General features: G+C 63.3%; 23 protein-coding genes. 13 read left to right on the forward strand and 10 right to left on the reverse strand.

Features of this window, described 5'->3' with window-relative positions; translation table 11 throughout:
- Positions 1-23 precede the first annotated feature (23 nt).
- Complete coding sequence (locus tag CN311_RS17600) at positions 24-1,085, reverse strand: hemin-degrading factor (protein ID WP_097575020.1); 1,062 nt, start codon at positions 1,083-1,085, stop codon at positions 24-26.
- Between the two features lie 55 nt (positions 1,086-1,140).
- Positions 1,141-1,347 carry a hemin uptake protein HemP gene (gene hemP / locus CN311_RS17605; protein ID WP_006335375.1) on the reverse strand — a complete coding sequence of 69 codons (207 nt, stop codon included), beginning with the start codon at positions 1,345-1,347 and terminating at the stop codon, positions 1,141-1,143.
- Between the two features lie 201 nt (positions 1,348-1,548).
- On the opposite strand from hemP, the gene CN311_RS17610 reads away from it, so the two are divergent.
- The 4 genes from CN311_RS17610 (at position 1,549) to hmuQ (ending at position 5,685) form a co-directional block, all read left to right on the forward strand.
- Positions 1,549-3,753: a TonB-dependent hemoglobin/transferrin/lactoferrin family receptor gene (locus tag CN311_RS17610; RefSeq protein ID WP_165779738.1), complete on the forward strand. Its 2,205-nt coding sequence runs from the start codon at positions 1,549-1,551 to the stop codon at positions 3,751-3,753.
- A gap of 5 nt (positions 3,754-3,758) precedes the next feature.
- Positions 3,759-4,202 (forward strand): hypothetical protein, encoded by a 444-nt coding sequence (locus tag CN311_RS17615; protein WP_097575022.1) that lies wholly within the window; start codon positions 3,759-3,761, stop codon positions 4,200-4,202.
- A 126-nt stretch (positions 4,203-4,328) separates the two neighbouring features.
- Positions 4,329-5,309 (forward strand): energy transducer TonB family protein, encoded by a 981-nt coding sequence (locus CN311_RS17620; RefSeq protein ID WP_097575023.1) that lies wholly within the window; start codon positions 4,329-4,331, stop codon positions 5,307-5,309.
- A 61-nt stretch (positions 5,310-5,370) separates the two neighbouring features.
- Positions 5,371-5,685, forward strand: a complete 315-nt coding sequence (hmuQ, locus tag CN311_RS17625; RefSeq protein ID WP_097575024.1) for a heme-degrading protein HmuQ — start codon at positions 5,371-5,373, stop codon at positions 5,683-5,685.
- An 8-nt stretch (positions 5,686-5,693) separates the two neighbouring features.
- Here the strand turns inward: hmuQ and CN311_RS17630 are convergent, their stop codons facing one another.
- Positions 5,694-6,746, reverse strand: coding sequence for a glycosyltransferase (locus tag CN311_RS17630; RefSeq protein WP_097575025.1), 1,053 nt, complete (start codon positions 6,744-6,746; stop codon positions 5,694-5,696).
- A 92-nt stretch (positions 6,747-6,838) separates the two neighbouring features.
- Positions 6,839-10,450: a bifunctional proline dehydrogenase/L-glutamate gamma-semialdehyde dehydrogenase PutA gene (gene putA, locus CN311_RS17635; RefSeq protein WP_097575026.1), complete on the reverse strand. Its 3,612-nt coding sequence runs from the start codon at positions 10,448-10,450 to the stop codon at positions 6,839-6,841.
- A 162-nt stretch (positions 10,451-10,612) separates the two neighbouring features.
- Between putA and CN311_RS17640 the strand changes: the two genes are divergently transcribed.
- Positions 10,613-11,065: an Lrp/AsnC family transcriptional regulator gene (locus CN311_RS17640; RefSeq protein ID WP_097575039.1), complete on the forward strand. Its 453-nt coding sequence runs from the start codon at positions 10,613-10,615 to the stop codon at positions 11,063-11,065.
- Positions 11,066-11,308: 243 nt separating this feature from the next.
- Here the strand turns inward: CN311_RS17640 and CN311_RS17645 are convergent, their stop codons facing one another.
- Both CN311_RS17645 and CN311_RS17650 read right to left on the reverse strand, forming a co-directional pair.
- Positions 11,309-12,478 carry a cytochrome-c peroxidase gene (locus CN311_RS17645; RefSeq protein WP_097575040.1) on the reverse strand — a complete coding sequence of 390 codons (1,170 nt, stop codon included), beginning with the start codon at positions 12,476-12,478 and terminating at the stop codon, positions 11,309-11,311.
- Positions 12,479-12,504: 26 nt separating this feature from the next.
- Positions 12,505-12,954 (reverse strand): FixH family protein, encoded by a 450-nt coding sequence (locus tag CN311_RS17650; RefSeq protein ID WP_097575027.1) that lies wholly within the window; start codon positions 12,952-12,954, stop codon positions 12,505-12,507.
- 191 nt (positions 12,955-13,145) lie between these two features.
- Between CN311_RS17650 and CN311_RS17655 the strand changes: the two genes are divergently transcribed.
- Positions 13,146-14,066 (forward strand): sugar kinase, encoded by a 921-nt coding sequence (locus CN311_RS17655; RefSeq protein WP_097575028.1) that lies wholly within the window; start codon positions 13,146-13,148, stop codon positions 14,064-14,066.
- A gap of 12 nt (positions 14,067-14,078) precedes the next feature.
- Here CN311_RS17655 and CN311_RS17660 read toward each other — a convergent pair whose 3' ends face one another.
- From CN311_RS17660 to CN311_RS17670, 3 genes are all read right to left on the reverse strand, one after another.
- Positions 14,079-15,104, reverse strand: a complete 1,026-nt coding sequence (locus tag CN311_RS17660; RefSeq protein ID WP_097575029.1) for an aldose epimerase family protein — start codon at positions 15,102-15,104, stop codon at positions 14,079-14,081.
- Between the two features lie 121 nt (positions 15,105-15,225).
- The gene (locus CN311_RS17665) at positions 15,226-16,683 is read right to left on the reverse strand and encodes an NAD-dependent succinate-semialdehyde dehydrogenase (RefSeq protein WP_097575030.1); all 1,458 of its coding nucleotides are present in this window, start codon (positions 16,681-16,683) and stop codon (positions 15,226-15,228) included.
- 163 nt (positions 16,684-16,846) lie between these two features.
- Complete coding sequence (locus CN311_RS17670; RefSeq protein ID WP_097575031.1) at positions 16,847-17,794, reverse strand: AEC family transporter; 948 nt, start codon at positions 17,792-17,794, stop codon at positions 16,847-16,849.
- 168 nt (positions 17,795-17,962) lie between these two features.
- Here CN311_RS17670 and CN311_RS17675 point away from each other — a divergent pair, with 168 nt between their 5' ends.
- The 6 genes from CN311_RS17675 to CN311_RS17700 all read left to right on the forward strand — a co-directional run bounded on the left by CN311_RS17675 (position 17,963) and on the right by CN311_RS17700 (position 23,700).
- Positions 17,963-18,511: a histidine phosphatase family protein gene (locus CN311_RS17675; RefSeq protein ID WP_097575032.1), complete on the forward strand. Its 549-nt coding sequence runs from the start codon at positions 17,963-17,965 to the stop codon at positions 18,509-18,511.
- 239 nt (positions 18,512-18,750) lie between these two features.
- Entirely contained in the window at positions 18,751-19,032 is a 282-nt protein-coding gene (locus CN311_RS17680; protein WP_006335407.1) for an acyl carrier protein, read from the forward strand.
- Between the two features lie 118 nt (positions 19,033-19,150).
- Positions 19,151-20,344 (forward strand): beta-ketoacyl-ACP synthase, encoded by a 1,194-nt coding sequence (locus CN311_RS17685; RefSeq protein ID WP_097575033.1) that lies wholly within the window; start codon positions 19,151-19,153, stop codon positions 20,342-20,344.
- A gap of 18 nt (positions 20,345-20,362) precedes the next feature.
- Positions 20,363-21,634, forward strand: a complete 1,272-nt coding sequence (locus CN311_RS17690) for a beta-ketoacyl-ACP synthase (RefSeq protein ID WP_097575034.1) — start codon at positions 20,363-20,365, stop codon at positions 21,632-21,634.
- A 36-nt stretch (positions 21,635-21,670) separates the two neighbouring features.
- A complete protein-coding gene (locus CN311_RS17695) occupies positions 21,671-22,699 on the forward strand; it encodes a zinc-binding dehydrogenase (RefSeq protein WP_097575035.1) in 1,029 nt (342 codons plus the stop codon).
- A gap of 2 nt (positions 22,700-22,701) precedes the next feature.
- Positions 22,702-23,700 (forward strand): lipid A biosynthesis lauroyl acyltransferase, encoded by a 999-nt coding sequence (locus tag CN311_RS17700; RefSeq protein WP_097575036.1) that lies wholly within the window; start codon positions 22,702-22,704, stop codon positions 23,698-23,700.
- 153 nt (positions 23,701-23,853) lie between these two features.
- Here the strand turns inward: CN311_RS17700 and CN311_RS17705 are convergent, their stop codons facing one another.
- Positions 23,854-24,282 carry a L,D-transpeptidase gene (locus tag CN311_RS17705; protein WP_097575037.1) on the reverse strand — a complete coding sequence of 143 codons (429 nt, stop codon included), beginning with the start codon at positions 24,280-24,282 and terminating at the stop codon, positions 23,854-23,856.
- Between the two features lie 222 nt (positions 24,283-24,504).
- Between CN311_RS17705 and CN311_RS17710 the strand changes: the two genes are divergently transcribed.
- Positions 24,505-25,785 (forward strand): acetylornithine deacetylase/succinyl-diaminopimelate desuccinylase family protein, encoded by a 1,281-nt coding sequence (locus CN311_RS17710; protein WP_097575038.1) that lies wholly within the window; start codon positions 24,505-24,507, stop codon positions 25,783-25,785.
- Positions 25,786-25,992: the final 207 nt, after the last annotated feature.

Consider the following 25,992-nt stretch of genomic DNA (forward strand, 5'->3'; position numbering starts at 1 on the left):
AAAAGAAACCATTGTCATTGTCCTCAGGCGGCGGTCGGGCTTGGTATGCGCGGCAGGTTCTCGGCAAGGAACCGCCAGTCTTCGCGCTCGCTTTCGCCTTCATGGCGTTTGCCGAAGAACTGGATGATCATCTTGCCGTCGTCGCCATAGGCTTCGAGCGAGGTGACATGGCCGTCCTTGGTCGGCTTGCGCACGGCCCAGATCTCATGGATGTGGTCGGTCCGCAAATGCAGGTGGAAGGTCTCGTCCAGCACGTTGATCCACGGCCCCATCGGCTTGATCGACTTGATCGGGCCGGAATGGATCTGGATGCAGCCGCGGTTTCCCACAAAGCACATGATCGGCATTTCGCCCTTGGCGGCATGGTGGAACATGGCACTGACGGCGTCATTGTCGAGCAGCCAGGCGTAGTCCTGGCCGACCATGCGCATTGCCTGGCGGCGGTCGAGCTTCAGCGTCTTCAGCATGCCGAAGAACTGGTGCACGTCGGTCAGCCGGCTCCAGCGCTGGCGCAAATCATCGACGCTTGCCGAAGCGGCCGGTGCCTCGGCCTCCTCTTCGAACCCGCTTCCTGAAACCGCAACGGTCGGTTCCTGGTTCGGCGATTCGAGCGCGGCCACCAGCTTCTGGTAAGCATAGAGGTTGGACGCTGGCCGCAGATGCACCTTGTGCACCGCCTCGCCTGCCGCATCGAAGAACTGCAGGCTGCGCCTGATCTCACCGCCGTCGCGCTTTTCCACGGCAAAGCCGTGTGCCCAGACTTTCGGGAAGATGCGCAGGTCGATGTTCTCGCCAAGCACCATAGCATTGTGGTTGCCGGTAACGACCTTGTCGTAGACGCCGATCTTTTCGTGCACCGCGCTTTCGTTACGGGTCAGCGCCATGACCTCGCCGACAGCCTCCAGCCCGGTCAGAAGATCGTTGACGCGCGGCTCGACGCGCACGACCCCGTCGCCGCAATGCGCGGCGACCAGTTCGGCCTCCGAAATGCCGAGCTGGGCGGCGAGATCGCGCTCGCGCGTCTTGGGATTGTCTGCCCGCGCCCGCCGGATTTCATGCGGGGCGGGTTTTACGCGCTGGTCCATGTCTTAACACCTGCCTGTCTTATAGCCACTCGTCTTACAGCCACGCGCCTTGCAGCTACTTGTTGAGGATCAGCTTGCCCTGGCGGGTGATCTTCAACCGATAGAGCGCGCCGTGATGCTCAATGCCGATCTCGTGCTCGCCCTGGAACAGCGTGTTGCTGGAGAGCGTCCTCACGGCAAGCGGGACCCGGTCGAAACGAGCCGAATTGTCGTCGGAACGGCGGACGCGATAGCGAAAGTCACTGGGATTGTGGGTGTTCATTGGATCGATCCCTTTCCTGTGCCGGGCGTCTGGTTAGGCGTTGCGTAGATGCCGATTCATTTCTTGACTTGAATAATCATGTTTACTAGTCAGTGCAATACCGGAGTAAGTGAGTCAACATTTAAGACGCCGGACACGATCAAAAATGCCAGCGAGCGCCAAGCCAGCCAGCATCGAACCTGGATTTTTTGGAGTTGGGGCATGGGGTTGATGAATTGGGGACGGCTTGGTCTGGAGAATCCAGGCCCGGTGCATCGGTCGACGGCAAGGACAATGGCCGCATTGCTGGCCGGCGCGGCGGCAATCAGCTTGCTGACAGCACCGGCTGGCGCTCAACAGGCGACAGACGAACAGCAGACCGGCCAGGCGCAGCAGACTGAAGCGGCACAGACGCCCGCGGGCGCGACGCTGCTGGACCAGATTCTGGTCGTCAGCCGCACCGGCGAGACGGCGATCGAATCCCTGTCTTCGTCCAGTCATGTCGACCAGGAGCAGTTGGAGCGGCGCATGGCAACGACGCCCAACGAGATGTTGCTGGGCGTGCCGGGCGTGGCGGTCCAGGCCGATGCGAGGCGCGTCAGTTCCTCCATCAACATCCGTGGCCTGCAGGATTTCGGCCGCGTCCAGGTGATCCTCGACGGCGCCCGCCAGAACTTCCAGCGCTCTGATCATGGCCCGCAGTCGACCTTCTACATCGATCCCGAGCTCATCAAATCCGTCGACGTGATCCGCGGGCCGGTGGCCAACACTTATGGTTCGGGCGCGATCGGCGGCGTTGTCTTCTTCGACACCAAGGATGCGCAGGATTTCCTCAAGCCGGACGAGACCTGGGCCGGCTCCGTGACCGGACGCTACGAGAGCAACGGCGAGGGCTGGACCACCAGCGCCACCGGCGCTTACCGCTTCAACGAAAACTGGGACGTGCTGGGCAACATCGTCTACCGCGACTACGGCGACTACAAGGATGGCGGCGGCGACACCGTCAACGGCACCGGCTTCGACGTGCTGAGCGGCCTACTCAAGACCACCATCCGCCCGAGCGAAAACAGCGAATTGAAGCTCGGCTGGGTCGGCTCGAGCGACGGCTGGAACGAGGTCAGCGGCGGCATCCCGGTGAACGACGCCGACTTGAAGTCCAACACCTTCACCGCCCGTTACAACATCACCGACGACGCCAAGAGCTGGCTCGACCTGCACATCAATGCCTCCTACAACAAGACCAACCTCGATCTGACGACGCTGGTCCCCCAGAACCGCTTCGACCCCGTCACCGGTCTTCCTGTCGTCCTGCCGGCAGGTTCGCTATCGACCTTTGATATCGGCACCACCGGCATCGACATCTGGAACACGTCTCGGTTCGAGACCAGTACGATCGCGCATGAACTGACCTATGGTGGCGACTGGGTGGGCGACGACGTCGACACCGGCGGCACGGCAGGCGGGGACAGTTTCTACACGCCTTCGGGCAAGCGGAACGTTTCCGGCGCCTATGTCCAGGACAAGCTCACCTGGGATTGGCTCGAAGTCATCGCCGGACTGCGCTACGACAGCTACAAGCTCGACAGCGATGTCGGCGAAACCTCCGGCGACCGGCTGTCGCCGCGCATCACCGTCGGCGTCTCGCCGTTTGAGAGCGCGAGCCTTTCGGGGCTGCAATTCTACGGCACCTACGCGGAAGGCTATCGGTCCCCGTCACTGACGGAAACGCTGATCAGCGGCAACCATCCGGCAGGCGTCACCTTCCCGTTCCTGCCCAACCCGAACCTCAAGCCTGAAACCGGCAAGACCGTCGAGTTCGGCGTCAACTACAGCACCAATGGCGTCATCCAGGCCGACGATGCGCTGCGGCTGAAAGCCGCCTACTTCAACAACAATGTCGACGACTATATCGACGGCGTGACACTGTCGGCATTCGACCCGACCAGCGGCTGCCCGTTCGGTCCGGGTATCCCGATCTGCTTCCAGTACCAGAATTTCGCCAAGGCCAAGATCGACGGCTTCGAAATGGAAGCGTTCTACGATGCCGCATGGGGATATGCCGGGCTTTCCGCGTCATTCATCGATGGCCACACCATTTCCTATGAAGGCGACCGGGCTGACCTTGCCACCATCCCCTCCTCCCAGGTCACGGCGCAACTCGGCCTGCGCTTCCTCGAAGACAAGCTCACCGTCGGTGGCGAAGTGCAGTACAATGGCAAGCCGAAGGGCAACGCGATCGCCAAGGACTATACGCTGGTCAATGCCTTCGCCAGCTATCAGGCGACCGACAATTTCAAGGTCGACTTCCGTGCCGACAATTTGTTCGATGTGAAGTATACTAATCCGTTGAACGTATCGGCCACCAGTGTCATCTACGAGCCCGGCGTCACGCTGAAGCTGGCGGCTACCATGCGGTTTGGAGGCTGATCCAAATGACTGGCTTGACGGCATCGCTTCGCCTGCTGACCTCGGCGCTGGTGGTGTCGCTTGCGATGGGCCCGGCGCTGGCGCAACAGGCCGCGCCGGCCCCATCGCTGACCTTGGAGCTCAACGCCGTGCAGCCCTCGGACAAGGGCTGCCGCCTGACCTTCGTCGTCAACAACGGCCTTGGCACGGATCTCACCAAGGCGGCTTTCGAGATCGCGCTGTTCAACGAGGCCGGCGTCGTCGACCGGCTGACCGTGCTCGACTTCAAGGAATTGCCGGCGGGCAAGACCAAGGTGACGCGATTCGACCTTGCCGGTGCCGACTGCACCAAGCTCAGCCGCGTGCTGATCAACAGCGCGACGGAATGCACGGGCGCAAGCGCCGAACCAGCGGCCTGCATGCGCGGCCTGAAGACCGCGACCAAGACCGGCATCGCTTTCGGGGTCTGAGTGGGGCTGCATACCATATTCACGCATAACACCGTAGCATGGCCTGTGTCCGGTCCGCTGCCATGGGCGGCAACCGATCTTGATTTGACAATCCCATGTCGCTCGCGGCAGGTCTCGCCGCGAGACATGCAGAAAATCAGCCCCCTCCCCGACGCCGGCAGCGAACTGGCGATCACGCCAGCCGAGCCGCTCGCGCAGGCGCAGCCAGCCGGAAACCGCAAATGGATGGTGGCGATCATCGCCTCCTGCCTGCTCCATGCCGCTGTGGCGGCGGCGTTTCTGATCGCGCCCGCCGGGACATTCGCTTCCGGGGATGCAATCCAGATGGAAGGCACCGATCAAACCGGCGCCAACGTGGTCGGCAGCGCTTCGGATAACCAGGCACCCAGCGCGGTGGATGTTACCCTGGTAGCCGATCCACGGCCGGCCAAACCCGAGGCTGTTCAGCCCGTGCCGCCGAGCGAGACGCCTCAAAACGTGGAGGAGCCGACAACGCCCGAGCGTTCGCCGGAAATTGCCAAACAGGCAACCCCCGCTCAGGACACCCTGACGACCGTCACCGCCACCCGCCAGCAGGATAGGAGTATCGCACCAAGCGCTGAGGAGTCTGCACAGTCCGCAGTTCAGACGCAAAGCACCGAAGCGCCGGCTGCCGATGAGTCCACTGCCGATTTGCCACCCGTCCCAACTGCAAGGCCAAGCGGACCAGCCGGACTTCGAGGAATAAGCAAGACCGGCGATTCGCCCGGAGCGGCAGACGGCGAGGAACGCGATCAGGCCGTGATTGCCAGCAAAGGCGAAGAGCAGACTGCGATCGGCAATGCGGCGGAATCCCGCTACAGCGGTGAAGTTCAGAAGAAGCTTTCCCGCGCCAACCGTCGCGTTTCGAAATCCATACAAGCGAAAGCTCGCAACAATGCCAGGGTCGTTTTCGTTGTCGTGGCCGACGGCAGCATCGGCGACATACAGCTTGCAGAAAGCTCAGGCTCTGCCGAGCTTGATCAATTCGCTTTGACACTGGTGCGCCAGCAAGCCCCGTTCCCGCCCATCCCGGTCGAGACTGGCAGGTCAAGTTGGGTGTTCAAAGCGCGGATCGGCCCGTTCTGACAACCTCCACCTCGGACAATCCATCAATCCTCACACGTCATCAATTCTGAAAGGAATCCCAATGTACATCGCCATGAACCGCTTCAAGGTCCAGAAAGGCTCGGAGGACGCTTTCGAGGACGTCTGGAAAAACCGCGATTCCAGTCTTTCGGCGATGCAGGGCTTCAAGGAATTCCACCTGCTGCGCGGACCGGTCAACGAAACCGAAGGCTACACGCTGTTCGCCTCGCATACGGTGTGGGCGAGCCACGAGGATTTTGTCGCCTGGACCAAATCCGAGAATTTTCGCGCCGCCCACCGCAATACCGGCACCTCGAAGGTGCACTATCTCGGTCATCCGCAGTTCGAGGGCTTTTCGGTCGTCGAGGGCGCGTGACCCTCCGGTCAGGCCTTGCCGAACAGTCCCCGTAGCCCCCGCGTGAAACGCTTGCGCAACCGCCGCCAGCGGCTGCGCCGGTCAAGGAAAGGCAGCAGGCGCGGATCGTTTCCCAAGCCGCTGAACCTTTTGACATGCTGCGACAGGAACCCGGGTACGAAGTCCTGGCCATTGACGATGCTGAGCCGCTCCGCATTGGCCACGACATAGTCTACGACATCCGCCGCCATGGTCATCTCCTGCGCTCGGTACACCGGCGACTGCTGCACATGGCCTCCGGCGTAGGTGATGTTGGTGGATGCGTTGGCCCCATGCAGGCGGTAGAGGCCAAGGCATTCCGACAAGATCAGGCTGCCGGCCTCCAGATGCGCGCATGTCGCCGCCAGATAGTCGGTCCCCATCCTGGCCTTGAATGGGAAAGCCAGAACCGGTTCCAGCGCGCCGCGCCGAAAGACCATCGACGATGTTGGCGCCCACATCCAGCCATAGGCGCCGGGTCTGAAATGGGTGATCGGGTGGTCCGAAGCATAGGCGATCTCGGGTGCCATTTCGCCGAGCTGCCTACCGGGTGTGATGGCCGCACCCGAGGTATCCGGCTTGGAACGCGGCTTTCGCAATTGAATGTAGGTGCCGGCCAGCAAGGTGCGGTCGCGATCGACCAGAAAGACGTCGGAACTGGACAGCGACGCCGGGCGCGTCGCATTCAAATGGGCCGCAAGGTGCGCTACGAGGAAATTCGGCGACCACATATCGTCGGAATCGAGGAAAGCTACGAATGGCGCGTCGCCCGCGGCGAAACCATCGCGGAACGATTCAAGCTGGCCGCCATTCTGCGAACGCACCAACAGGCTGAAGCGCGGGTCACCGATCGCTTCGAGTAGCCGGCGGATATGGTCGGCCGAGCCGTCGGTCGAAGCGTCATCGACGATGACGCAGTCCCATTTCTCATAGGTCTGCGCCAGGACCGAACGGATCGCATCCTCGATATAGTTCCGATAATTGTGACTGGTGATGACGACGCGAACACGCGGAAGCTCAAAGCGTGGAGACGTATGCTGCATCTGTTCGCCCCGGTCGAGTTGCCCACTTGTTCAGTCGACATGGCTTCTTGTCAACACGAGGCGGCCCTAGGAGCAACGAAGAGCATGCTGACTTACGCCGCAGCCAGCAGGCTGGCATTGCCGCCTGCCGCCGTGGTGTCGACGCAGACAGCCCTTTCATGAGCATATGCCGCCGGGTTGAGCACCTCGCTGACCAGCAGCACGATCGGACCGGCGCGGTCGGCGATGACTTTGCGCACGATGCGCGCGGCCTCGGGCGTGCCGGAAAAGGCGACGACGTCGACACGCAGAGAGCGTGCCTCGACCGGGTCGGGCCGGCCGTCGATGGCCGCAAGCGGCAAGCCCTTGCCGGTCAGTGCCGACAGTGCCGCCGGCGCACCAGGCGCCACGGCAAGCACCGCATTGCCGGCCGCCAGCGCCTGAATGGTCTGGGCGAGTAGCGTGTCGGCGTCCGGTCCCAGGCACAGCACACGTCCGCGCGGCGACAGCGACAGCGTGTTGGCCTCGCCGGTCGGTCCCGGCAGGTCGACCTGGCCGAAATCGATGCTCGCGGCAGCGCCGATCGCCGCCGCGCCCTTGCCGCGCAGATGTTTGCGCAGGATGGCGACGCGGTCCGGCCGTGTCGACCAGCCACCAAGCGCGGGGTCCGGCAGATTGTCGGCGAGTTCGGTTGCCGTCACCTTGCGGCCATCGGCGATATGCGTGCCGGCCTCGGGGCCCTTGCGAAAGCGCCGGAGATAATGCGGGCCACCGGCCTTCGGCCCGGTGCCGGAGAGGCCCTCGCCGCCAAAGGGCTGCGAACCGACCACGGCGCCGATCTGGTTGCGATTGACGTAGATGTTGCCGGCATGAATGCCGTCGACGAAATGCTGGACGCGGCCCTCGATACGGGTATGCAAGCCGAAGGTCAGGCCATAACCCTTGCGGTTGATGGCAGCGATAACGGCATCGATCCTCTCGGCGTCGAAACTGGCGACATGCAACACCGGTCCGAACACCTCGCGCTCCATCTCCTCGATGCCCTTGACCCGGAACACATGCGGCGCGACGAAGCGACCGCTCTTCGGCGCTTCGAGCTTGGCAATCAGCCGGCCCTGCAGGCCCATCTTGGTGCAATAGTCGCGGATCGAGTCCTTGGCCTCATCGTCGATGACCGGGCCGACATCGGTCGAAATCTGCCAGGGATCGCCGATGCTGAGCGCTTCCATCGCCCCCTTCAACATCTCCAGCATCTTCTTCTCGACGTCCTTTTGCACATAAAGCACGCGCAGCGCCGAGCAGCGCTGGCCCGCACTCTGGAAAGCCGACGCCAGGATGTCGCGCACCGCCTGCTCGGGCAGTGCTGTCGAATCGACGATCATCGCATTCAGCCCGCCGGTCTCGGCGATCAGCATCGCATCGGGCGCGGCGGTCTCGGCCAGTTGCTTCTCGATCAGTTTGGCGACCTCGGTCGAGCCGGTAAAGCAGACGCCGGCAATGCGCGGGTCAGCGGTGAGCGGTCCGCCGACCGACGGTCCATCGCCGGGCAGAAGCTGGATGACGTCTTCCGGCACGCCGGCCTCGCGCAGCATTTCGACGGCGCGAAAGGCGATCAGCGGCGTCTGCTCGGCCGGCTTGGCGATCACCGAATTGCCGGTCACCAGCGCGGCGGCGATCTGGCCCGTGAAGATGGCGAGCGGGAAATTCCACGGCGAGATGCAAACGATGGCGCCGCGCGCTTGCGTGCCCGCTTCGACATTGGCCGCCTCGGCGGCGTAATAGCGCAGGAAGTCGACTGCCTCGCGCACTTCGGCGACACCGTCGGCGAGCGACTTGCCGGCCTCGCGCGTCGCCAGCGCGAAGAACTCGACCGCGTTGGCCTCGTAGAGGTCGGCGGCGCGATTGAGGATGGCAGCGCGCTCGGCGACCGGACGCCTCGCCCAGGCCGGCTGCGCCTCGACCGCTATACGCACGGCGGTCGCGACCTGCTTGACGGCCGCCTCGCTTACCGTGCCGACCACCTCGTCAGGCCTGGCCGGATTGACGATCGGGCGTTGCTTGCCATAGCCGGCGGCCCGTGTGATCGGCTTGGCGTGCCAGCGATCCGGCCCGGCGAACCCCGCCTTGGCCTTGTCGATGGCGGCCAGCGTCACCGTATCGGTGATGTCGAACCCTTTCGAATTTCGCCGCCCGCCGCCGAAGATCGCCGCGGGACGCGCAATCGCCGGATTGGCGGCGGGGCCCTGTTTCTCCACCGTTTCGAGCGGGTCGCGGGCGATGTCCTCCGGCTCGACCTCCTCGTCGGTGAGTTGATGGACGAAGGAGGAATTGGCGCCGTTCTCCAGCAGCCGGCGCACCAGATAGGCCAGCAGGTCGGAATGCGCGCCGACCGGCGCGTAGATGCGGCAGCGCGTGCCTTCGGCCTGGCGCACTGTCTCGTGCAGCGCCTCGCCCATGCCGTGCAGGCGCTGGAACTCGAAGGAATCGCGGTTCTCGGCCATCGACAGGATGGCGGCCACGGTGTGGGCGTTGTGAGTGGCGAACTGCGGATAGATGCGATCGGTCATCGACAGCAGTTTTCTTGCACAGGCCATATAGGAGACATCGGTGTTGGCCTTGCGGGTGAAGACGGGATAGCCGTCGAGTCCCAGCATCTGTGCCCGCTTGATCTCGGTGTCCCAATAGGCCCCCTTGACCAGCCGCACCATGATGGTGCGGTCGTACTTCCTCGCCAATGCGTAGAGCCAGTCGATGACGAAGGCGGCGCGCGGACCATAGGCCTGGACGACGACGCCAAAGCCGTTCCAGCCGGCCAGCTCCGGCTCGGCCAGCACCCGCTCTATGACGTCGAGCGACAGGTCGAGGCGGTCGGCCTCCTCGGCGTCGATGTTGAGGCCCATGCGAGAATGGCGCGCCGCCAGCGCCAGCGACAAAAGCCGCTCCGCCATGACAGGCAGCATTTTTTCCTTCTGCGCGACTTCATAACGCGGATGCAGCGCCGAAAGCTTGACCGAAATGCCATGGTTCTGGCGGATGTCGGGGCCATTGGAGCCGGCATCGAGCGAGGAAATCGCATCGGCATAGGCCTTGTGGTAGCGCAGCGCATCGGCCTCGGTGCGGGCCGCCTCGCCCAGCATGTCGAAGGAATAGAGATAGCCTTTCTGCGTCATCGGCCGGCCGCGCTTGACGGCCTCGGCGATGGTGCGGCCGAGCACGAATTGCTCGCCCATTTCGCGCATGGCGGCAGCAACCGCCTTGCGGATGACCGGCTCGCCCAGCCTGCGCACCATGGCGCGCAGCGTGCCCTCGATGCCGCCCTCGCCCTCGTCGAGCACGCGGCCCGTCAGCATCAGCGCCCAAGTCGAGGCATTGACGAAGATCGAGCTCGAACCGCCCGAATGCGCCGACCAGTCGTGCGGCGCGATCTTGTCGGCGATGAGATCGTCCATCGTCTCGGTGTCGGGCACCCGCAGCAGCGCCTCGGCCAGGCACATCAGCGCCACGCCCTCCTTGGTCGAGAGGCCGTAGGCGGAGAGAAAAACCTCCATCAGCCTGGGATCGGACGAGCCGCGCACCGCCCGCACCAGATCGGCGGCGCGGGCCGAGATCGCTTTTCGGTCCTTTGTCGACAGCCCCGTCGCCTCGGCCAGCCGCTTCATGGCCTGGTCTTCGTCGGGCAGGTAATTGGCACGGATCTGCTGGCGGATGAGATCGAGCGCTTGCATGGCGGTCCTGTGAAGCGAGCATCAGGGAGCGGGCCGGCGGTCACCGGACCGAATGGCGCAAACTAGCACAAAGCCAAATTTCAGTCGTTCCAAAGAAATCGACAGGATAGGTCAATTGACCTATCATATGGCCTGATTTCCATCAGTTGAACCATGAAATCCATGACCGAAGACCAATTGGACCGCATCGATAGGAACATCCTGTCGGCATTGGCCCGCGATGGCCGGCTTTCCATGGCGGAACTCGCCGCCAAGGTCGGCCTGTCGAAGACGCCGGTGCAGGCGCGGGTCAAGCGGCTGGAGAAGGACGGCTATATCAGGGGCTACCAGGCGATCATCGACCGCGAGCGCATGGGCGAAGGTCATGTCGCCTTCGTCCAGGTCAAACTGTCCGATACCCGTTCCGCCGCTCTCGACGCCTTCAACCGTGCCGTCCAGGCGGTGCCGGAGATCGAGCAGTGCCACATGATGGCGTCGAGCTTCGACTATCTCCTGAAAGTCCGCACCACCGACATCGCCGCCTATCGCCGCGTGCTCGGCGAGCGCATCTCCGCCCTGCCCCATGTCGCCCAGACTTCGACGTTCGTGGCGATGGAGACGGTGAAGGATCGATAGTATCTCTGCGTAAAGACCGACCTCCAGCGGTCGATCCAGCGCTGGCGGTAAGCCATAAGCCACCACGCCTTCGTCATCCTGGGGCGGAGCAAGGAGCGAAGCGACGCGGCGCAGACCCCAGGATGACGAAAAGAGGGATGTCTCGGCCAATTTCCAAAGTTTGCGATTTGCCGCTGAGGTTAGCCGCGGATGATCGACGCTTCAAAGCCAACTCGACCTCGCTTCGCAACGTCGCTGGCAAACTCACTCCGCCAGCGTCTTCAAAAAAGCCACCAATGCCGCACGCTCGCGGTCCGAGAGCTGCAGCGGATGGATTTCGGACGCACCTTCGACACTTGCCGGCGCCCTGGAATAATGCGCCACCACCTCGTCGAGCGACGCGAACTGCCCGGCATGCATGTAGGGCGCACGGCTGGCCGCACCGCGCAATGACGGCGTCTTGTAGGCGCGGACGAGTTCCGGTCCGGCCTTGACCATGAAGCGCAGCTCGCCGCAGGCGCTGGCATCGCCGTCGCGAAAGGCGCCAAAACAGTTGAACGGGTCGGCCTCGACTTGGCGTACCGCATCTATGCGGCCGCGATCCGGCGGCAAACCCTTGACCGGCGGCACGCCGGTATTGTGGAAACTGTTGTCGGTGAAGCGCGACCCGGTGTGGCATGTCACGCAATTGGCTTTGCCGACGAACAGCTTCAGCCCAAGGACCTCCTCGGGCGAAAAGGTGTCGTCGTCTTTTGGCTTGGCACCGGTGGCCATATCGATGGCGAAACGGTCGAAGCGCGTCTGCGGCGGCGCGATCGAGCGTTCGAAGGCGGCGATCGCCTTGCCGATATTGGCGAAGACGCGATTGACGTCCTCTGTCTGTTGATCGGACATGGCGCTCCACGCCGCCTTCTCGGCATCGGTGCCGAGCGGGCTGGCATCGGCCGGCACAGTGGATAGGTCGGGCAGCGGCCCGAAGATGCGTTCGTAGCGCTCGCCGAAGCGCGCCTTGATGTAATGCGCGAAGGCGGCGCGGTTGCCGGCGTGTTCCAGCGGATTTTCCAGCGGCGTCAGCGCCTGCGCCCAAAGACTGTCGCGCCGCCCGTCCCAGAAGAACCAGGGATCATGCGCGACGCCGGCCAGCGGCATTGTGCGCCGGTTGGTGCGGCCGACACCGACCGCCTGCGGCAGGTCGTCCTGGAACTGCCGGTCGATCTTGTGGCAGGTCGAGCAGGAAACCATGCCATCCCCGCTCATCCCGGTGTCGAAGAACAGCGTTGAACCCAGAGCAGCCGCGGCCGGCACGTCGGCGAAGCGGTTGGTGGTGTCGGCCTTCAGTGGCGGCAAGGTGTTGAGCGCCAGCGAGGCGATGGTCTTCTTCTCGGCATCGGAGAATTCCGGCTTGCCGCAGCCGGCAAGCACGGCCATCGCCATCAGCAGGAGAAGACGCGAAAACCAGCTCACAGCAGCACGTTGAAGACGACCGTGTCCGAACCGGCCGCCGCGGAAATGGCGAAATGCAACTGCCACAATCCGCTCATCGTGAATTTCAGCCCTTCGATGCGATAGCGCCCGTCGCCCAGATAGTCGGTCGCCTGCGGGCTGGTCGGCAGGCCGTGATTGTGCTGCGGCATGCCGCCAGAAACCGAGATCGCGGCCCCTTGCACAGGCGTTCCCGCAACTGTCTTCAGCGTCAGCAGCCAGGATTGCAGCTCGCCTTGGCGGATGGCACCCTTTTCGGGCTCGAAACTTGCCACAAACAGCCCGTGCGCCGTCGTTTTCGAACGGGAAATGTCCGTCCCGGCCAGCTGAGGCGCATGCCGCGTCGTCAGGTAGACGACGGAAAGAATGCCAGCCAGCAAGGCAGCCAGACCAAGACCCGCCAGAACATAACGCCATAACAATGCCAAACCGGTTCCTTTCAGCCATTAACGTCTTGGTCGGCAGATAGCGTCCCGCCGCCTGCGGGAAAACGGTCTGGCGCAAAAATCCGCCATCGCCAAGCATGGCGCTGCCGGTTGCAAAAAGCTACAGCACCGGGTCTTTGGTTTATGCATGTCGTTACGCCTTTTTGGGGCGATACGCACTAGGAGGGAGATTCATGGCAGGAAACGGTGTCGTCTCGCTCGGTGAGTGCATGATCGAACTTTCAGGCCAGGCGGGACCGAATTGGCGCATGGGCTTTGCCGGCGACACCTTCAACACGCTGTGGGCGCTGCATGCGCTGAGCGGCGATCGCCCGGCAACCTATGTGTCGGCCTTCGGCGACGATCCGTTCTCGCAAGGCCAGATCGCCTTCTTTGCCGAAAACGGCATCGGCATCGGCGGAAGTCCGGTCATACCGGGCGCTCGGCCCGGCCTCTATGCGATCACGCTGACCGGCGCGGAACGCTCTTTCACCTACTGGCGCGGCGACGCGGCCGCGCGGCAGCTCGCCTCCGATCCGGCCGCACTGGCAAAAAGCCTTAAAAACCAGGCGCTTGTCTACTTTTCCGGAATCACTTTGGCAATTCTGGACGATGCCGCGCGCAAGACGTTGCTGAAGGCCGTAGCCAAGGCGCGTGCGGCTGGTTCGCTTGTCGCCTTCGATCCCAACTACCGGCCGCGACTGTGGCGCAGCCATGAGGAAGCGCAAGCCGCGATCCTCGACGCTCTTGCCGTCACCGACATCGCGCTGCCGACTTTCCCCGATGAGCAGATGCTGTTCGGCGATGCAGCACCGCAGGTTACGGCGCAACGACTGGGAAAGCTGGTCGGCGAAGTCGTGGTCAAGAATGGCGAGGAGCCGGCGCTGATCGCCGAAAACGACACCTTGCAATCCATTCCGGCCGTGCATGTCGCCGCCCCGGTCGACACCACCGGCGCCGGCGATTCCTTCAATGGCGGCTATCTCGCCGCCCGGCTTGCCGGCCACGCCCTGGCAGAAGCGGCGCTGCGCGCGCATCGCGTCGCCGCCGCCGTCGTCCAGGTGCGCGGCGCGCTGGCGCCGTTCGAAACGCTCAGGAAAGCGTTCGACGATTAGGTCTGTCGCAACCTAAGGCAACCTGAACCGGTATTCCGTCACCTGATGGTAGATCTGGCCCGGCCACAGCGTGGCCTGCGGGAAGTACGGCCGGTTCGGCGCGTCCGGCCAGACCTGCGCCTCCAGGCAGAAGCCTGAGAAAGCCTTGTAGTGACGTCCGTCCAGCCCTGACGAAGACGGTTGCAGATACTGACCCGTATAGAGCTGGAGACCCGGCTCCGTGGTCCACACCTCCATCTCGACCCCGGAACTCGCACCTTGCGCCCAGGAAGCTTGCTTGAGCGGCCCGCGCGTCGGAGCGAGGCAGAAGTTGAGGTCGTAGGGAAGCTGTTCGCCCTCGGTCTCCATGCGCAACGGGCGCGCCTGGCGGAAGTCGAAGGGCGTGCCATCGACAGGCTTGACCGCGCCAGTCGGGATCATCTCGGCGTCGACCGGCGTATAGGCGCCGGCATTCAGCATCAATCGGTGGTCGAGGATGTCGCCGGCGCCGCCATCGTCGAGGTTGAAATAGGAATGCTGGGCGAGATTGCAGAGCGTCGGCTCCTCGCAGGTCGCGGTCATCTCGATGCTCAGCGTGCCGGGGATCTTCAGCCGGTAGGTGCAGGTCACGTCGAGCGCGCCGGGAAAGCCCATCGTGCCGTCGGGATCATGCAGAGTCAGCGTGACGAAATCCCGACCGTGCAGTGAAACGGTCCACGGCCGGTGGAAGAAACCTTCCGAGCCGCCGTGCAGCGTATGCTTGTCGAGGAAATTGCGCTCGCTCTGGTAGCGCTTTCCGGCGATGGTGAAGCGACCGTCGCGGAGGCGGTTGGCAAAGCGCCCGACGACGGCGCCGAAGAAGGCCCTGTCCGTCTCATAGGGTTCGAAACGGTCATATCCCAGCACCAGCGGCGCGTCGTGGCCGGCCAGGCGCAAATCCTGGATGATGGCGCCGAGCCCGATGATGTTGGCGGTGAGGCCGCCGCCGCGAATGGTGAAGCGGCGGACCTGGTCGCCCGCCTGCGTCGTGCCGAAGACCTCGCCGTCCTTCATCGCCATGCCCGAAAATGCCGGTTGGTTGATCGATGCCCGCCTGAGCTTTCGGGCTTGGCGGGGTCTGCTGTGATCAACAGACCCCCAAGATAGTCAGAGGCCCCAGATAGTCAGGGGGGCAAGATAATCAGAGGCCAAGCCCGCCAATGCAGACATATTTGGTGTCGAGATAGTCCTCGATGCCCTGATGTCCGCCTTCCTTGCCGAGGCCCGATTCCTTGACGCCGCCGAACGGTGCCTCCGGCGTGGTGATGAGGCCTTCATTGACCCCGACCATGCCGTATTTCAGCCCTTCCATCACCCGGAAGGCGCGGCCGAGATCGCCGGTGTAGAAATAACAGGCCAAGCCGAAATCGGTGTCGTTGGCGAGCGCTACGACCTCGTCCTCGGTTTCAAACTTGAACACGGGGGCGACCGGGCCGAAGATCTCTTCCTTCATGAAGCGCATCTTCGGCGTCGCATTGGCGATCACCGTCGGCTGGAAGAACGAGCCGCCAAGCGCATGGCGCTTGCCGCCGGCGACGACCTTGCCGCCCTTGGCTGCGGCGTCGGCGATCAGTTCCTCGACCTTTTCGACCGCCTTCTCGTCGATCAACGGCCCCTGCTGGACGCCCTCTTCAAGGCCGGAACCGACCTTCAGCCCGTTGCTGGCGGCCGCGAGCTTCTCGACGAACTTGTCATAGATCTTCGCCTGCACGAAGAAACGGTTGGTGCAGACGCAGGTCTGGCCGGAATTGCGGTACTTCGCGGTGATCGCGCCGGCGACGGCACGTTCGATGTCGGCGTCATCGAAGACGATGAACGGCGCATTGCCGCCGAGTTCCATCGACACCTTCTTGACGGTGACGGACGACTTCTGGATCAGGATCTTGCCGACCTCTGTCGAGCCGGTGAAGGTGATCTTCTTGACCAGCGGATTGGCGCAGATCTCGTCACCGATCTCGGCGGCGGAACCGGTCAGGATGTTGATGACGCCCTTGGGGAAGCCGACTTCCTCGGCCAGCGCGCCCCAGGCGAGACCGGAATAAGGCGTCTGCGAAGCCGGCTTGACGACTGCCGTGCAGCCGGCGGCAAGCGCCGGGCCGAGTTTGCGGGCCAGCATCGAGGACGGGAAATTCCACGGCGTGATGGCGGCGATGACGCCGACCGGCTCCTTGGTCACCAGGATACGGCGATCCGCCCACGGCGAAGGCACCACGTCGCCATAGGTGCGGCGGCCTTCTTCGGCGAACCACAATATGTAGGACGCGGCCGAGCCAATCTCGCCCTTGGACTCGAACAGCGACTTGCCCTGCTCGATGGTCAGGAGTTCGGCCAGCACGTCCTGATTGTCCATCATCGCGTCATGCAGCTTGCGCAGCAGCTTCGAGCGCTCAAGCGCGGTGGTCTTGCGCCACGTCTTGAAGGCTTCCTCGGCAGCTTCGATGGCGCGGCGGGTCTCCACCTTGCCCGACTTCGGCACCGTGCCGATCTTGAGGCCGGTGGCCGGGTTGTTGACATCGACCGTCTGGCCGCTGTCGGCCTGCACCCATTCGCCGTTGATGAGATTGGCCTGGCGCATGAAATGGCTGGTTTTCTGAAGCATGGTCTAGCCTCCGTTCGGCGCACTGACGGGCCGGTCGCTGGATTTCCTCGGGTGAGCGTGCGCAATGGCGTCGACGCCCGGCACGCTGGAGCCACTGCTCTTTACCTAGGGCAAGCCCTGCAAGCAATCGCAAGATGGCATATAGGGTTTGGGCCAGTCAAAACTAGCCGAAAATCTGCACAACCACCGTCAGCCAGAACGTCGTGGTGACGACCGCACAGGCGGTGGCGATGGTCATCTGGTTCGACGCCAACGCCTGGCCGGTGTTGAACTGCGAGGCAATCAGGTATGAATTGACCCCGGATGGCAGTGCGGCCGCCACGACCGCCACCTTCGCCGACAGCGGCGGCAGGCCAACCAGCCAGACCAGGCCGAGCGCAACGGCCGGCATCAAAACCAGCTTCAGCGCCGACAGCGCCAGCGCCGGCCGCACGTTGCCGGAGATGCCGAAGCGGCACAGGCCAAGCCCCATGGCAAACAGCGCGACCGGTCCGGCGATGTCGGCCAGCGCGTCGACCAGCCGCACGGCCAGCGTCGGCAATGGCAGGCCGGTGATACGCCACACCCATCCGGCCAGGATGCCGATGATCAGCGGATTGGAGAACATCTTGCGAAAGAAGCTCCGGATGATGCGCAGCGGATGCATCTGCTCGTCACCGCGGCCAAAAATCTCAAACAGGATGATCGATGCCATGATCATCGTCGGCAGATGCACGGAAACCAGCAGCGACAGCACTTCGAATCCACTTGGCCCAAATGTGCCGAGGACGAACGGGATGCCAAGCAGGACGAGATTGGAAAAAGCCGACGACACGCCGCCGACCACGCCCGCGCGCGAGTCGCGCCCGAACCACCGCGTGATGACCAGATGGCCCGCGGCCCATGTGACCGCCGCCGCCGCGAAATAAGCTCCCCAGAACGACCAGGGCGCGGAGCCATGAAAATCGGCGTTGACCATGGTGCGAAACAGAAGCAGCGGCATAGCCACCCCGACGGCGAATTCGGCGATGGCCTCGCCCGCCTCGGCCTTCAGATAGCCGGTGAGCCCGGCCAGATAGCCGAGCGCGACAAGGCCGAAGACAAAAAGGACGGTTTCGATGAGCGGAGACATTTTTCCCGTGATAGGCGAGCCGCGATCGCAGTGCAATCGCCCTGCCTTGCGAAGCGGTCCGTTTTCAAAAACGGCCGGGCTTGGTCATGCCTTGTCTTTCGGCCGGCTTTGCCATCCCTATATGCGGTGACCGGAACCCACCTGCCGGTCACCTGAAAAGGACGTCTGATGCTTCGATTTGTGCTGGCCCTATTGCTGCTTGTCATTCCCGCCGCCGCCCATTCGACTGAAGCCGGCTGGGCGCTGCTGCGCGACGGCGCACATGTGGTGCTGCTTCGCCATGCCATGGTCAGCGGCAACGCCGATCCGGCGAATTTCGACCTCGAGAAATGCTCGACCCAGGTCAACCTCTCGACGCGCGGCAAGCAGCAGGCGCGCAAGATCGGCGCGCTGTTCGGCGCCCGCGCGGCGCCCATCGAGCGCGTGCTTTCCAGCCGCTACTGCCGCAGCCTCGACACAGCCCGCATCGCTTTCAGGGAAGAACCCGAGCCCTTCGCGCCGCTCGACCTGCTGAAGACCGACCCGAGCGAGAAGGCCGCCCAGATCGCCGCGACCATGACCGAAATCCGCGGTTATTCCGGCTCCGACATTCTGGTCATGGTCACCCATCTGGAGAATATCGTGGCCCTCACCGGCATCTCGCCGCGCGAAGGCGAGGTCGTGATCGTCGAGCCGCAGGGCGATGGCCTGCGCGTGCTCGGCCGCGTTACGTTCTGACAGGACCGCCATCTTTGCCAAACCTTGCAAAAATGCCACCGGCGGAGTTCGATGCCCTGGGAGCTAACGTTGCGTCAAATGGAAGGGCCACCAGGCCATCCGGCGGCCCATCTTGTCTCTTCCAGGCCCGCATCCCATCTGCGCCCGGCGTATCAGGCCTTTTCCTGCCCTGAAAAACCGATTAGACAGCGCCCAAACAAGATGCGGACAGATTCCGCCCGCAACCGAAGGAAAAGCCCTTGTCCACCACGTTCGACAAAGTCGCCAAGATCATCGCCGACACCAGTGAGATCGATATCGACACGATCACCCCAGAAAGCCACACCATCGACGATCTCGGCATCGACAGCCTCGACTTCCTCGACATCGTCTTTGCCATCGACAAGGAATTCGGCATCAAGGTGCCGCTGGAAAAGTGGACGCAGGAAGTCAATGACGGCAAGGCCTCGACCGATGATTACTTCGTCATGAAGAACCTGTGCGCCAAGATCGACGCGCTGGTCGCGGCCAAGAACGCCTGATGGAGACAGGCCGCGTGACCTTGACGCGCTTGGCGCATGACCCCGAAAATCGGCATCGATTTTCGGATAGGGATCATGCGCAAAACAACAAGAAATCGCCTGACCCACAAAGCCGCTCATGAGCAGTCCCCACGACGTCGTCATCACTGGTATCGGCCTTGTTTCTTCGCAGGGAGAAGGTCCGGATGCGCACTGGCAAAAGCTCACCCAGCCGGGGATCGAACCGGTGCTCGATGCCTCTCGCTTCGCGCCCTATACCGTTCACCCGCTACCGGCGATCGACTGGAACCTGCAGATCGCCAAGCGCGGTGACCAGCGGCAGATGGAAACCTGGCAGCGGCTTGGCACCTACGCCGCAGGCCTGGCGCTGGACGATGCCGGCATCAAGGGCAATGACGAGCTCTGCACGACCATGGACATGGTGGTGGCCGCAGGCGGCGGCGAGCGCGACGAGGCGGTCGACGCGGCGATCCTCGCTGCTTCGGAAAGCCGCAACGATCGCGACGTGCTCCTCAACGAGAAGCTGACCACCGAATTGCGGCCGACGCTATTCCTGGCGCAACTTTCCAATCTGCTAGCCGGCAACATCTCCATCGTCCACAAGGTCACGGGATCGTCGCGCACCTTCATGGGCGAGGAAGGTGCTGGCGTCGCCGCCGTCGAGACGGCCGCCGCCCGCATCCGCTCCGGCCAGTCGACGCATATTCTCGTCGGCGGCGCGTTCCAGACCGAACATTCCGACATGCTGCTCGGTTATGAGCTGGCCGGCTACCTGCATCGCGGCGCCTGGAAACCGGTCTGGCAAAGGCAGGGCGGCGAAGGTGGCGGCGTGGTGACCGGATCCGGTGGCGCATTCCTCGTTCTGGAGCAGCGCGAGCATGCGGTGAAGCGCGGACGCAAGATCTACGCGGAACTCGGCCCGATCGTATCCGGACGCGCCAGGCGCCGGCGAGGCGAACTCGATGCCGGGATCGCCTCACTGCTTAAGCAGGCGGCATTGCCGAACGGTGAGCTGCTTGCGATTTCAGGGGCGTCGGGCGCTCACGCCGCGACCGCTGCCGAGAAAACGGCGCTCGATGCCAATCCGGCGATTGCCGTCCGCGCCTTTTCGACGCTGACCGGCCACATGAAGGAAGCGCAGTTCCCCTTCGCCGTGGCGCTTGCGGCACTCGCCGTCGAGCGCAAGGCCGCCTACCCCGCCTTTGATGCCGCTAACGAGAAGCCGTTCGGCGGTATTCCCAGGACCGTGCTTGCAACGGCGATCGGCTATCACCAATTCGAGGGCATGGCGCTGGTCAGCGCCGCCGATTAAACTGTTTTGGGAAAAGAGATGGCCAATCTGAAAGACCATATGGGCAGGCCGATCGTCGCCGTCACCGGCATCGGCGTGGTGACGTCGCTTGGCGTCGGCAAGGCCGACAATTGGGCGGCACTCACCTCAGGCAAATCGGGTATCCATCCGATCACCCGCTTTCCGGTCGATCACCTGAACACCCGCATTTCCGGTATGGTCGACTTCCTGCCGTCCAGTTCGAAGGGCGCCAGCCTGCTCACCTATGAACTGGCCGAAACCGCGGCACAGGAGGCGGTGGCCGAATCCGGTCTCGACGCAGGCGATTTCGGCGGACCGCTTTTTCTCGCTTCGCCACCGGTCGAACTCGACTGGAGCGAGCGCTTCTCGCTCTACAATTCCGACAGTCAGGATGCTGGCGCAGAAAGGCTGCTAAGAGTCGCGCGGGGCCTCAAGGAACTCGACATCTTCGAGACCACGCAGTTTGGCTCTATCGCCGACCGGCTGGCCGACCGTTTCGGCACCCGCGGTCTGCCGATCACGCTGTCGACGGCCTGCGCCTCCGGCGCCACCGCCATCCAGCTCGGCGTCGAAGCGATCCGTCGCGGCGAATGCGACAGGGCATTGTCGATCGGCGCCGACGGCTCGGCGACCGCCGAGGCGCTCATCCGCTTCTCGCTGCTTTCGGCGCTTTCCACCCACAACGACCTTCCTGAGAAGGCCTCAAAACCCTTTTCCAAGGATCGCGACGGTTTTGTCCTCGCCGAAGGCTCCGGCGCACTGGTGCTGGAATCGCTGGAAGCCGCACTTGCCCGTGGTGCGACCATTCTCGGCATCATGCGTGGTTGCGGCGAGAAGGCCGACGATTTCCACCGCACCCGCTCCAAGCCGGACGGTTCGCCGGCGATCGCCGCGGTGCGCGCTGCGCTCGCCGATGCGGGCCTGAGCGAAGACGAGATCGACTATGTCAACGCGCATGGCACCTCGACACCGGAAAACGACAAGATGGAGCATCTGTCGCTGTCGACAGTGTTCGGCGAGCGGATCGGCTCGATGCCGATCTCGTCGAACAAGTCGATGATCGGCCACACATTGTCGGCCGCCGGCGCCGTCGAGGCCGCGTTTTCGCTGATGACCATGCGCGAAAGCGTCATTCCGCCAACCATCAACTACGACAATCCCGATCCGGCGATCGTGCTCGACGTGGTGCCTAACCAGAAGCGCAACGCCGAGGTCGGCACGGTTTTGTCAAACTCCTTCGGCTTCGGCGGCCAGAACACCTGCCTTGTCATGGCGCGGGAACCGGTCTAAGCGACCTTTTTCCGCCAGACAGAACCGACAGGCCCAATGCGCGCATTGCAACTTATCGAGGACCGCCGCCTTGAGACGGTGGACCTGCCGCCTCCCCCGCCGCCTTCGCTCGGCGAAGTGACACTGCGCATCAAGGCGGTGGCGCTGAACCACATAGACGTCTGGGGCTGGCGCGGCATGGCCTTCGCCAAGCGCAAGCTGCCACTGGTCGTCGGCGCCGAAGCCTCCGGCGAGGTCGAGGCGGTCGGCCCTGGCGTTTCCAATCTTCTGCCCGGACAATTGGTGTCGATCTATGGCGCGCGCACCTGCGGGCTTTGCCGGGCCTGCCGCGAAGGGCGCGACAATCTCTGCGAGCATGTCTCCGGCGTTCACGGCTTTCATCTCGACGGCTTCGCGCAGGAGCAGATAAACCTGCCAGCGCGCCTGCTGGTCCCTGCCCCGCCCGGCGTGACCGACATCGGCGCGGCCGTCGCACCCGTAACCTTCGGCACGGTCGAGCACATGCTGTTCGACAATGCCAGGCTGCAGCCCGGCGAGACCATCCTCATCCATGCCGGCGGCTCGGGCATCGGTTCCGCCGCGATCCAGCTTGCCAGGAAAATGGGCTGCACCGTGATCACCACGGTCGGTTCCAACGACAAGATCGACAAGGCGAAAGCGCTTGGCGCCGACCACGTCATCAACTATCGCGAGGACCGTTTCGAAGGCGTCGTGCGCAAGCTGACCAGGAAGAAGGGCGTCGACGTCGTCTTCGAGCATGTCGGCGCTGACACCTTTGCCGCCTCAATGCTGTGCCTGAAGCGCGGCGGCCGCCTGGTGACCTGCGGTTCCACCTCGGGCGTCTCGACGCAAATCAATCTGATGCAATTGTTCCAGCAGCAGCTGAAACTGCTCGGCTCCTTCGGCTGCCGCATGGGGAACATGGCCGATGCCATGCAGAAAATGGCGGCGGGGCTCGTCGCGCCGGTCATCGACACCGAGGTCGACTTCGACGGTATCGATGCCGCGCTGAAGCGCATGGAAGGCCGCGACGTGTTCGGCAAGATCATCTTGCGTGTCGGCTGAGAATGCTCGGCGGCGCTTTCAGGAAGGTCCGCCGCGACCTGGCGTTTCGCCACGGCAGGCGGCTTCGCCAATTCAACTATTGGCTGGTGGCGCGCGCCGCGATGGCGATGATTTCGGTGCTGCGCCTGCTGCCGGTCGACAGCGCGCTCAATTTCGCCGACCGCGCCGCCCGCCGCATTGGTCCCTGGGTCGGACGCCACGACGTAGCGATCGACAATTTGCGCAAGGCCTATCCGGAAAAGAGCGAAAGCGAGATCCAGGCCATCGCTTCCGACATGTGGGGCAATATGGCTCGCCTCGCGGCGGAATACATCTTTCTCGACGCCTTGTTCGACTTTGATCCGGCGGCGACAAAGCCAGGCCGCGTCGAGGTCAAGGGGATAGACCATTTCGTTCAGATCGCCGGCGAGGAAAAGCCGCACATCATCTTCACCGGGCATCTCGGCAATTTCGAACTGCTTCCGGTCGCTGCCGCGACTTTCGGCATGAACATCACGGCGCTGTTTCGCCCGCCCAACAACCCTTATCTTGCCGACTACATTCTCTCGACGCGCCGATCGACCATGGGCTCCCTGCTGCCTTCCTCGACCGGCGCTTCGTTCGCGCTGGCAGGCATCCTGGAGAAGGGCGGCAACATCGGCGTCCTCGTCGACCAGAAATTCTCGGGCGGTCTCGAAACGACCTTCTTCGGCCGCCCGTGCGAGAGCAACCGGATCCTGGCCACCCTGGCCCGGCACTATGACTGCGATGTCTATCCGGCGCGTTGCATGCGCTTGCCGGGCAACCGCTTCCGGCTCGAGATCGAGGACAGGCTGATCTTGCCGCGCACCGCCTCCGGCAGTGTTGACGTCCATGCCACCACCCAGCTTCTCAACGATGTCGTCGAGCGCTGGGTGCGCGAGGATCCCGGCCAGTGGATGTGGTTCCACAAGAGGTGGGAAATCAGCAACAGGCGCAAAAAGCGGCGTAAGCAGGCGAGAGAGCACGGCGAAGCCGCCTGAGCAGGGACCGCCCCAAGGCAATCGCTTCGGGGTTTGCGCCCCTGATCCATTGCTTTGTGAGGGCAGCTATGCTAGGAATTTATTCATGGTGCTGATTTGCGCCAACGACCCGCCCGCCGAGGCTATTTGTATTTGGCTTCCGCAGAGCAGGCCCTAATTGGTGACGACGATCCGCGTGTTGCGGAAGCCGGCTTGCTTCACCATCGAATAGAAGGCGGCGGCATTGGAGGGGTGCAGCCGCACGCAACCATGCGAGGCCGGACGCCCGAGAGACTTCACCGCGCCCGTGCCGTGGATGGCGTAGCCGCCGCGAAAGAACACCGAATGAGGCATCGGCGACATGTCGTATTTGCGCGAATACCACATCCGTTCCGTCCGTTGCGGCCGGTAGCTGCCGCGCGGCGTGATATAACCTTTGCGGGCAGTAGAAACGCTCCACCGGTAAACCGCCGCGCCGTATCTTACTGTCATCGTCTGCGAAGATACGTCGATGTTTGCAACCAGCCTGGCTGCCTGGCCTTCGACCGAAGAACCGAACAGCATCGTTGCCAGTACCGCTGCCACGAGAACCATCTTTTTCATGGAACCAAACCCCTTTGATTGCCCTTGCCTGCTTGCCTTCACGCTATTCTTCGTCTTTTTAATGGTATGTGAACGAGGTAACACACACTCCTTGACGAATTCACCAATCCAAAGCAGCGAATTTGAACGATTTCCCGCCATAGTTGCCGCAGCGATACGCAACCTTGGCGCGATCCACCAACAGGCTTGCCAAATCGCGTGCTTGCCTGCTCAACTCGCCAGATGAACGAACGACTCCTGAAGGCGGTCGACGATCGGGTCGACGACCTGGTCGCGCTGACCGCGGACCTGATCAGCTTTCCGACCATCAATCCGCCTGGCGAGGCCTATCGGCCATGCGCCGAATATGTCGGTGCACGCCTGAAGAAGCGCGGTTTCGGGATCGAATTCATCCGCGCCGAAGGCACGCCCGGCGACACCGACCGCTATCCGCGCGTCAACGTTGTTGCCCGTTTTGATGGCCGCTCGGCCGGCGCCTGCGTGCATTTCAACTCGCATATCGACGTGGTCGAGGCCGGCGACGGCTGGACCGTCGATCCCTTCGCCGGCATCGTCAGGGACGGCAAGGTCTATGGCCGTGGCGCTTGCGACATGAAGGGCGGGCTCGCCGCTTCCATCATCGCCGCCGAGGCCTTCATGGAGGTCTTCCCCGATTTTCCCGGCGCCATCGAGATTTCAGGCACGGTCGACGAGGAGTCCGGCGGCTTCGGCGGCGTCGCCCATCTGGCCAAATCAGGCTATTTCTCAGCGCCCAAGGTCGACCACGTCATCATCCCCGAGCCGTTGAACAAGGATCGCATCTGCCTCGGTCACCGCGGTGTCTGGTGGGCCGAGATCGAGACCAAGGGCGAGATCGCGCATGGCTCGATGCCGTTCCTCGGCGACAATGCCGTGCGCCATATGGGCGCCGTGCTGCAGGCTTTCGAGGACGAGCTGTTCCCGGCGCTCGACCGCAAGATGACGCGCATGCCGGTCGTGCCCGAGGGCGCAAAACGCTCGACCATGAACATCAATTCGATCCATGGCGGCCAGACCGAGGATTTTCGGCCCGGCCTGCCCTCGCCCAACGTGCCCGATTCGTGCCGGCTGACCATCGACCGCCGCTTCCTGCTCGAAGAGGATTTGGCCACGGTCAAAAGCGAGGTCACTGATATTCTTGAGCGGCTGAAGCGCGAGCGCAGGAAATTCGACTACGAAATCCGCGACCTCATGGAGGTGCTGCCACTGATGACCGAGCGCGACGCGCCTGTCGTCAAGGCGGTGGCGCAAGGCATCATGGAGATTTTCGACCGCGAGCCCGACTATGTGATTTCGCCCGGCACCTACGATCAGAAGCACATTGCCCGCATCGGCCATATCTACGACTGCATTGCCTACGGCCCGGGCATTCTCGACCTCGCCCACAGGCCCGACGAGTGGGTCGGGATATCGGACATGGTGGAATCGGCCAAGGTGATGGCGATCGGGCTCAACGTGCTGCTGAGAGGTACCGTCTCCGGGTAGCGACCAGGTACGCGCCAATCGATTGAGCATGCAGTTCGAAGAAAAACATTCCTCCCGGCGCTGCCGGATAAGATGAAACGCGATTTACTCCTCGGCGAAATCACGCTTCTATCGGCCGGGCTTTTTTGAGCACATTCGAGCCTATGGGGAGTTTGCGCGATGAAATTGTGGAAAACCATTCTGGCCGCCGCGGCGCTGGCACTGGCC

This window comes from Mesorhizobium sanjuanii, assembly GCF_002529485.1.
GTDB lineage: Bacteria > Pseudomonadota > Alphaproteobacteria > Rhizobiales > Rhizobiaceae > Mesorhizobium > Mesorhizobium sanjuanii.

Bases quoted from the DNA above. Each gene is read 5' to 3' on its own strand.
- CN311_RS17600 (WP_097575020.1), bottom strand. From the start codon at position 1,085: ATGGACCAGCGCGTAAAACCCGCCCCGCATGAAATCCGGCGGGCGCGG.
- hemP (WP_006335375.1), bottom strand. From the start codon at position 1,347: ATGAACACCCACAATCCCAGTGACTTTCGCTATCGCGTCCGCCGTTCC.
- CN311_RS17610 (WP_165779738.1), top strand. From the start codon at position 1,549: ATGGGGTTGATGAATTGGGGACGGCTTGGTCTGGAGAATCCAGGCCCG.
- CN311_RS17615 (WP_097575022.1), top strand. From the start codon at position 3,759: ATGACTGGCTTGACGGCATCGCTTCGCCTGCTGACCTCGGCGCTGGTG.
- CN311_RS17620 (WP_097575023.1), top strand. From the start codon at position 4,329: ATGCAGAAAATCAGCCCCCTCCCCGACGCCGGCAGCGAACTGGCGATC.
- hmuQ (WP_097575024.1), top strand. From the start codon at position 5,371: ATGTACATCGCCATGAACCGCTTCAAGGTCCAGAAAGGCTCGGAGGAC.
- CN311_RS17630 (WP_097575025.1), bottom strand. From the start codon at position 6,746: ATGCAGCATACGTCTCCACGCTTTGAGCTTCCGCGTGTTCGCGTCGTC.
- putA (WP_097575026.1), bottom strand. From the start codon at position 10,450: ATGCAAGCGCTCGATCTCATCCGCCAGCAGATCCGTGCCAATTACCTG.
- CN311_RS17640 (WP_097575039.1), top strand. From the start codon at position 10,613: ATGACCGAAGACCAATTGGACCGCATCGATAGGAACATCCTGTCGGCA.
- CN311_RS17645 (WP_097575040.1), bottom strand. From the start codon at position 12,478: ATGGCGATGGCCGTGCTTGCCGGCTGCGGCAAGCCGGAATTCTCCGAT.
- CN311_RS17655 (WP_097575028.1), top strand. From the start codon at position 13,146: ATGGCAGGAAACGGTGTCGTCTCGCTCGGTGAGTGCATGATCGAACTT.
- CN311_RS17660 (WP_097575029.1), bottom strand. From the start codon at position 15,104: ATGGCGATGAAGGACGGCGAGGTCTTCGGCACGACGCAGGCGGGCGAC.
- CN311_RS17665 (WP_097575030.1), bottom strand. From the start codon at position 16,683: ATGCTTCAGAAAACCAGCCATTTCATGCGCCAGGCCAATCTCATCAAC.
- CN311_RS17670 (WP_097575031.1), bottom strand. From the start codon at position 17,794: ATGTCTCCGCTCATCGAAACCGTCCTTTTTGTCTTCGGCCTTGTCGCG.
- CN311_RS17675 (WP_097575032.1), top strand. From the start codon at position 17,963: ATGCTTCGATTTGTGCTGGCCCTATTGCTGCTTGTCATTCCCGCCGCC.
- CN311_RS17685 (WP_097575033.1), top strand. From the start codon at position 19,151: ATGAGCAGTCCCCACGACGTCGTCATCACTGGTATCGGCCTTGTTTCT.
- CN311_RS17690 (WP_097575034.1), top strand. From the start codon at position 20,363: ATGGCCAATCTGAAAGACCATATGGGCAGGCCGATCGTCGCCGTCACC.
- CN311_RS17695 (WP_097575035.1), top strand. From the start codon at position 21,671: ATGCGCGCATTGCAACTTATCGAGGACCGCCGCCTTGAGACGGTGGAC.
- CN311_RS17700 (WP_097575036.1), top strand. From the start codon at position 22,702: ATGCTCGGCGGCGCTTTCAGGAAGGTCCGCCGCGACCTGGCGTTTCGC.
- CN311_RS17705 (WP_097575037.1), bottom strand. From the start codon at position 24,282: ATGAAAAAGATGGTTCTCGTGGCAGCGGTACTGGCAACGATGCTGTTC.
- CN311_RS17710 (WP_097575038.1), top strand. From the start codon at position 24,505: ATGAACGAACGACTCCTGAAGGCGGTCGACGATCGGGTCGACGACCTG.